Origin of the sequence: uncultured Campylobacter sp. (assembly GCF_937981295.1) — a bacterium.
In the GTDB taxonomy this organism is placed as follows: Bacteria; Campylobacterota; Campylobacteria; order Campylobacterales; family Campylobacteraceae; genus Campylobacter_B.
On sequence record NZ_CALJPC010000043.1, the window covers coordinates 1 to 7,098 of the forward strand.

The window sequence follows — 7,098 nt, forward strand, 5'->3', positions numbered from 1 at the left end:
CGAGAAGCTAAAGCGCAGAGGCAGTCAGACGAAACACGATACAAACTGACGTAAGCGGAGCCCAGGCGCAGAAGCGGCGCGATAAAGTACAAACAAGACGCAGCCAAAACGCAGAAATGGCTCAGACGAGGTACAATGCTTGCTGCCAATAAAAACAAATTTCAAATGTTTTTGAAATTAAATTTCAACCTTAATTAAGTATGTAGATATATAATAATGTATTTCAATTTTATTTTAAAGGTCGGGGTATGAAAAAGCAAATTTTATTGGTGCCGCTTGCTATAGGCGCGATAGGCGTAGCAAATGCGGCCGAAAACAACGCCACGAAGTCGCAGGATCTGGGTCAAATCGTCGTGCAAGCGACGGTAAGCGCGGTCGATAACCTAAAATACGCGGGCTCGGCCGGAATTTTAACCCCCAAGGATATGAAAGCCAAAACCAACGTGATCGATTCGATCATGCAGATACCGGGCGTTGACGGCAGCATGGATATGGGGCGTCAGATCGGCAGGCAGTTTCAGATCCGCGGATTTGGATATCAAAGCGACGAGCGCGTCATCATCAAGCAAGACGGCGTGCGCAGGAGCGTGGGAATTTACTCCAATATGATCTCATCCTTCCGCACCGATAGCGACATCCTAAAGCGCGTCGAGGTCATAAAGGGCGCCTCGTCCGTGCTGCACGGCTCGGGCGCGATCGGCGGTATCGTAAATATGCAAACCAAAAGCGCGAGCGATTATCTAAGCGAGGGCAAAAGCGTAGGCTTGATGCTAGGGCAGAGGCTCGAATCAAACAATATGCATAGCACGCGCGGCGCGGTTTACGGCAAGGGCGAGGAAATTCCGATTGATGTTTTACTCTACGGCAAGCGCGCAAGCTACGGCAATATCAAGCTCGCAGACGGCGGTACGCACTACGGCGAGGGCTACGACAAGAGCTTTAATAACGAGCATATCGATACAGGATTTTTCAAAATCGGCGCGAACTTAGACGATCACCGCATAAGCTTCAGCGCCTTTGATTACGACGAAAATTTACACACCGTCTGGCAAACGCTATGGAAAAACGAGGAGGATCTCTTCGTACATGGAAATTTAAGCCAGAGAGATTATGTTTTTGATTGGAATTTCACGCCGCAAAGCCCGCTAGTGGATATGTCTTTTAAGGCCTATAAAAGCAGAGCCGAGTATAAGCGAGGCTATAAAGATCAACAACCTACGGGCACGCTAGATTACGCCAATAAAGATGATCGCAAGGGGCTGGAGATCAAAAATATCTCGGAATTTGATACGGGCTTTTTAAACCACAGCTTTGCTTTCGGCGGCGATTACGAAAAGCGGCAAGAGGATGCGACCTATATCCTAAACGGCGTGCTATCGGATTTTGCCTCCTTTCCGAACGAATACAATAGCTACGGGCTTTTCGCGCAGGATTTGATCCGCTTGCACGATGATTTAGAGCTTACCTTAGGCGGTAGATACGATAGATTCGATCGCGACATCAAAGGCAGATCGGCTAAATTTAAAGATTCCAGATTTTCTCCGCGCGCGGCGATTGCCTATACGCTCTTTGATAAATTTACGCTTTTAGCGGGATACAGCGAGAGTTTCCGCGCGCCTACTCCGCACGAGACATCGCAATCAGGGCCGATGAACATACATTATTATTACATCCCAAATCCCGATCTAAAGCCCGAGACCGTAAAAGAGTACGAGGTCGGATTTAGCTTTAAACAGGATGAAATTTTTACGGACGATCACTTCGATATGAAATTTATCTACTTTAACGGCAAGATCGAAGATATGATCGGCATAAAGGCGCTACCACATCTTGGCGTGCCGCCGGGCGGCTTTTCGCAACAATACGGGCAGTATCAAAATATCGATCAAGCCAAAAGGCATGGTTTTGAGTTTAGCTCAAACTACCAAACGCAGGACTTTGATTTCGGCGCGAGCTTCGAGCGACTTAGAATTTACAATAAAAAGACGCACGAAAATATAAACAATCACGCCAAAAAGTTAAGCGCGCACGCTTTCTACTCGCCTCTGCACGATTTAAATTTAGGCTTTGAGGTAAGCCACTATTTTAAGCCTCATTCTAAACCCGCTTCCTATTTCGCACGCAGAACGGAATATTTTTACGTCGATAAAGCTTTCACGATCGCAAATTTCAGAGGAAGCTACAAGATCAAAAACGGCGTTATTCCAGTCCTTGACGGCGCGGATGTAGGCTTTGGCGTAAATAATATTTTCGATAAGCATTATATCAACGCAAACCGCACGCGCGAGACTGTGGTGGTGGGTGCTGGACGAAATTTCTACGTCGATTTGGAAGTAAGATTTTAGATTAAGCTTATATGGGCAAAGCGCGGGTTAAATTTTAAAACTTACCCGAGCTTTCGCCCTCTTTCTTTTTAAATTTAAGCCTCATCGCGACCTTTTGGCAATGAGGCTTAAATGTGGCATAAATTTCTAGCGCTATAAAATTCCGCAATTTTTAAAATTTAACAAACTGCAAAAATTTTATGGGTCGTAAAGCCCGCAAGCTGCGAAATTCCACGCCTCATCAATCGATAGCGTTGGAGCTTTTTAACACCACTAGATGTTTTTTGCCTGCGAAGCTTAGCACTACGGCTGCATTATTTTCGTCGATTTCGCGCACCAGCTCTACTCGCACGTCGCTAGGTCTTGCGGTATCCGAGCTAAGCAGCTCATTTTCTAAAATGCTTCTAAATGCCGAAACCTTGGGCTCTTTTGCATCCGATCTTTCTTTTGCTCCCTCGCGAAATTCCATCGTACCACTCTCGGCAGAGCTTACTTTAAGCGGCGAAATTTTATCCGCTGCTCTTATATTCTCGGCGCTCTCATAGTTTTCGTCCGCCTCCGTAGCTTCCGAACGCTCGGCACGCGCAACTTCATCGTAAAATTTATCGTGTGCACTCTCTTCGCTCACGTTCTCGCCTCTTAAAAAATCTGCGCTATCTACGTTTTTTAAGTCGTTAGAATTTTTGGAATTTAAAGCAGAGGCTTCATCTTTCTTCGCAAACTCTTGCGCGTCAGAATAATTTGGGTTCTTTGATCCGCTCTGATTTTTAAAAGAGGAGTCGTTTAAAATTTCATCTATGCCCGCTTCGTCCACGTCAGCGCTATCCATGCTAGCGTCGTCTTCAAAAACCCGCCATGTCTCGTCAATACTTTTTTGCGGCTTATGCGATAAAAATTTTCGCACGCCGACGAAAGCCGCAGCCGCAAGCAGTAACGCTACTATTATCGGCATCACGGAAATCCCGTTGCTGCTGCTTTGCGCCGTTTCATTCGCCTCGCTCTTTACGCTCATCTTGCTTTGATCGAAAGCGGGATTTTTTACGCGCAAAATGAGCTTTAAATCATCGTCTTGGGAGTGGGCATCTACTAAAAGATCGGCACCGGTAGGGAAATTTATCTCAATATCCTTGCCCTTAGGCGCGATCGTAAAGCTTTTTAAGACCTTTTGATTGGTACGCATCTCGTTAAATTTCTCATCACCGCCAAGCCCTTTTAAAATAAGGCTCATCGACTGCCCATCGACGCTGCGCACGATGTCGGGCTTATATGCGGAGTCAAACGCCAAGACGATATCCACGCTATCGTCGTGGTTGAAAAGATCGTATTGCATCAGATTGGCGCCGAGGCAAAAATTTGCGATTAAAATCAAAAATATCTTTTTCATGCTCTTTCCGTTAGTTAAAAAGTTCGGCGATCTTATTTTGCAGCTCGCGCCCGCCGTAGTTCGCGCATAAATTTACGATCGCAGTGCCGATGATAGCGCCATCTGCGTATTCTTTAGTAGCGCGAACGTCGCCGGCAGTACGAATACCAAAGCCGATCGCCACGGGCAGATCGCTCATTTTTTTAAGATCGGCGACCATATTTTTAAGGCGCGAGATCGGAGTTTGCTTGCTTCCGGTCACGCCGATAGCGCCCACGCCGTAGATGAAGCCTCGCGCGCGGCTCAAAACTCGCGCGGCGCGGTGCTCGCTCGTAACACTAATAAGCGGGATGAGCGCGATACCGAACTCCTCGCAAAGCACGAAAATTTCTTCATTTTCCTCATACGGCAGATCGGGGATTATTAGCCCGCTGATGCCATAGCGCGCCGCCTGCGCTACAAACTCGCGCGCGCCGTAGGCAAAGATCACGTTGTAATAGACCAAAAACACAAGCGGCTTGCGCGTTTGCACCCCTTTTAAAATTTCAAATACCTTCTCCGCATTTACGCCGTTTTGCACCGCGGAAAAGCTCGCCTTAAAAATTTCGGGGCCATCTGCGAGCGGGTCGGAATACGGGATGCCGATCTCAAGCAGGTCGATCACGCTTTCGTCTAAATTTGACAAAAACTCCTTCGTGTGCGCGGGGCTCGGGTAGCCCGCCACGATGTAGCCGATGTTCGCCTTTTTGCCCGCAAAGGCCGTCTTGATCTTATCCATAAATCGTTCCTTTTTTGTAATTCATCACGGTATCCATATCCTTATCACCCCTGCCGCTTACGTTTACGACGATCGTTTTTTTGCCCTTTAGCTGCGGACAGAGCTTTTGCAAATACGCTAGCGCGTGCGCGCTTTCGATCGCAGGGATGATGCCTTCGAGCCTACAGAGCAGTTTAAGCGCCGTGATGCACTCATCGTCGGTTACCGCTTCGTATTTTGCGCGACTTATCTCGTGTAGATGTGCGTGCTCCGGGCCCACTCCAGGATAATCAAGCCCCGCCGAGATGCTGTGAACAGGCTCAATCATGCCGAATTTATCCTGTAGCACGATCGTTTTCATACCGTGGATGATGCCCGCGCGCCCATTGGTAATAGTCGCTGCGTGATAAGGGGTTTGTGCGCCCAAGCCGCCCGCCTCGATGCCCACGAGCTGCACGCTAGGATCATCCACGAACGCGCTAAAAATTCCTATCGCATTGCTTCCGCCGCCCACGCAGGCTAGGACGTAATCGGCTTTAATCCCCCTGCTTGCGAGCTGCGATCTGGTCTCGGCGCCGATAACGCTTTGAAAATCCCTAACCATCTTCGGATACGGATGCGGTCCGACCGCCGAGCCGATGACGTAAAATACGCTCTCGATCTCATTCACCCATGCCTGAATCGCCGCGGTGGTGGCCTCTTTGAGCGTTTTTAAACCGGTGCCGATTTTGATTAAATTTGCGCCCAGAAGCTGCATCCTAAAGGCGTTGAGCTGCTGGCGCGCAGCGTCGGTCTCGCCCATATACACGTCGCACTCAAGCCCAAATAGCGCCGCTGCCGTCGCCGTCGCCACGCCGTGCTGACCCGCACCGGTTTCGGCGATGATCTTTTTTTTGCCCATTTTTTTGGCGAGCAACGCTTGCGCTAGGGCGTTGTTGATCTTATGAGCGCCCGTATGGTTAAGATCCTCGCGTTTTAGATAAATTTCATGCCCGTAGTGCTCGCTAAGGCGCGCGGCGTGATATAGCGGCGTCGGACGCCCAGCGTATTCGCGCAGCAAGTAACCTAGCTCGTCTTTAAATTCCTTCGTCTGCGCTATGGTGTTGTACGCATCCTCCAACTCCTCGAGCGCAAACATCGCCGTCTCAGGCACGAACTGCCCGCCGAAACTCCCGAAATACGCCTTTTTATTCATCCTATCTCCTCGCATTAAATCGTAAGATTATATAAAATTTCGCGTTAAATTTCGCTTTTTTGACGGCGCCTTTTGCGGCGCTCTTCTAAATTTATCGGATATGCAGCCGCAAAAAACGCGCGGCGCAAGATAGCAAATTTTAAAATTTACGCTTCAAATTGCGGCTAATGTTTTGCTTGATGAGCAGCCCCAACTTCATGAATTTGAATAATTTGTGAATTTATTTGCTTTCATTGCCAATATCGCTCTTTTTAGAATTACCGATAGGGCAAATTATATTGTCAGTATCTGTAAGTCTTAATTTTTTCCACTCTTCAAAGCTATTAACTCTAATCAAATTATGCGGAATTTTTGACGATTCATCAATAATTTCGAGGCACTCGCTCGTTTCTCTTTTAAAATACTGCATAATAAGGTGATTATCGTTATTTTCCAAAGCCTTTTTTATACATTTTGCTTTTAACTCAACATAACCGCTATTACTTAGAGAATTTTTTGAAAAAAGCCTCATTGGAGCGCACTCGCTAATTATTTCCGTATAAATCATACGGAAAACAAAAAACGAAATAATTAGCAAAAATGGTAATAGAATAATATTTTTGTATCGTTTTAAAAATTTCATTTTATTGCCTTGTTAGGAATTTTTAAATTTTACGGATATAAACCCTTGATTTTTGTGTTTTACTGCCGCTTATGCCTATACCTGCTGCTATAGAGCTTGATTTGCTATCGCTTATACCATTAATATCTATAGAAGCCCAGGCACTTAGGCATAGCAGCAGAGTAAAGATATATACGACAAATTTCATTCTGCTAAGTCCAATATGGGTTTAATCATAGTCGAAGTCTTTCAAATCATATCCGAAGATATACAAAGTCTTCAAGGCTAGCTCCCTGACTTCTACCCATGATTTATTATGATAGACCAAATATTCACATACGCCTTCTAGTAGGCTTTGATCTTTAAAGTATCTATCTATGAGCTCCATAAGCTCTCTTAGTGCATCTCTCTCGTATGGTAGGAAGCAAAATTCAAATTGCTCCAATAGGGCATTTTTACATTCGGTATATAAAAATTCTGCCATTTTCGACGGATCTTCATATTTATTGATTGTGGGATAAACGATATATTTGTCCTGATACTCCAAAGAAGCCATTCGACTTAGGCGGCACATAAGAGTGCCTTTCTTAAATATCTCTTTTCCGTTAATTTGCATTTGGGTTTCCTTTTTATTTAAGTGCTGCTCCGTGAGCTTAATATAGGTCAAAGTCACCTAAATCATATCCGAAAATATGCAAGGTCTTTAAGGCTAGCTCTCTGACCTCTATCCATGATTTATTCTGATATACTAGATAGTCATAAGTATCTCCCTCTAGCAAGCTTTGATCTTTAAAGTATCTATCTATGAGCTCCATAAGCTCTCTTAGCGCATCTCTCTCGTATGGTAAGAAACAAAAT

At 45.9% G+C, this 7,098-nt stretch carries 7 protein-coding genes; 1 reads left to right on the forward strand and 6 read right to left on the reverse strand.

Translation table 11 applies throughout. The annotated features are described in order from the left end of the window. The first annotated feature begins 248 nt into the window (after positions 1–248). Positions 249–2,345 (forward strand): TonB-dependent receptor, encoded by a 2,097-nt coding sequence (locus Q0135_RS03340; RefSeq protein WP_297988221.1) that lies wholly within the window; start codon positions 249–251, stop codon positions 2,343–2,345. A gap of 220 nt (positions 2,346–2,565) precedes the next feature. Here Q0135_RS03340 and Q0135_RS03345 read toward each other — a convergent pair whose 3' ends face one another. The 6 genes from Q0135_RS03345 to Q0135_RS03370 all read right to left on the reverse strand — a co-directional run. Continuing rightward, a complete protein-coding gene (locus tag Q0135_RS03345) occupies positions 2,566–3,708 on the reverse strand; it encodes a hypothetical protein (RefSeq protein ID WP_297988223.1) in 1,143 nt (380 codons plus the stop codon). Between the two features lie 10 nt (positions 3,709–3,718). Further along, positions 3,719–4,465, reverse strand: a complete 747-nt coding sequence (trpA, locus tag Q0135_RS03350) for a tryptophan synthase subunit alpha (protein ID WP_297988224.1) — start codon at positions 4,463–4,465, stop codon at positions 3,719–3,721. Next, entirely contained in the window at positions 4,458–5,639 is a 1,182-nt protein-coding gene (gene trpB / locus Q0135_RS03355) for a tryptophan synthase subunit beta (protein ID WP_297988225.1), read from the reverse strand. Before trpB ends, trpA begins: the two co-directional genes overlap by 8 nt. Positions 5,640–5,859: 220 nt before the next feature. Beyond that, positions 5,860–6,261: a hypothetical protein gene (locus Q0135_RS03360; RefSeq protein WP_297988226.1), complete on the reverse strand. Its 402-nt coding sequence runs from the start codon at positions 6,259–6,261 to the stop codon at positions 5,860–5,862. Between the two features lie 208 nt (positions 6,262–6,469). Beyond that, positions 6,470–6,856, reverse strand: coding sequence for a phytanoyl-CoA dioxygenase (locus tag Q0135_RS03365; protein ID WP_297988229.1), 387 nt, complete (start codon positions 6,854–6,856; stop codon positions 6,470–6,472). 37 nt (positions 6,857–6,893) lie between these two features. Continuing rightward, a partial coding sequence (locus tag Q0135_RS03370) for a hypothetical protein (protein WP_297988231.1) occupies positions 6,894–7,098 on the reverse strand: 205 nt, incomplete at its 5' end.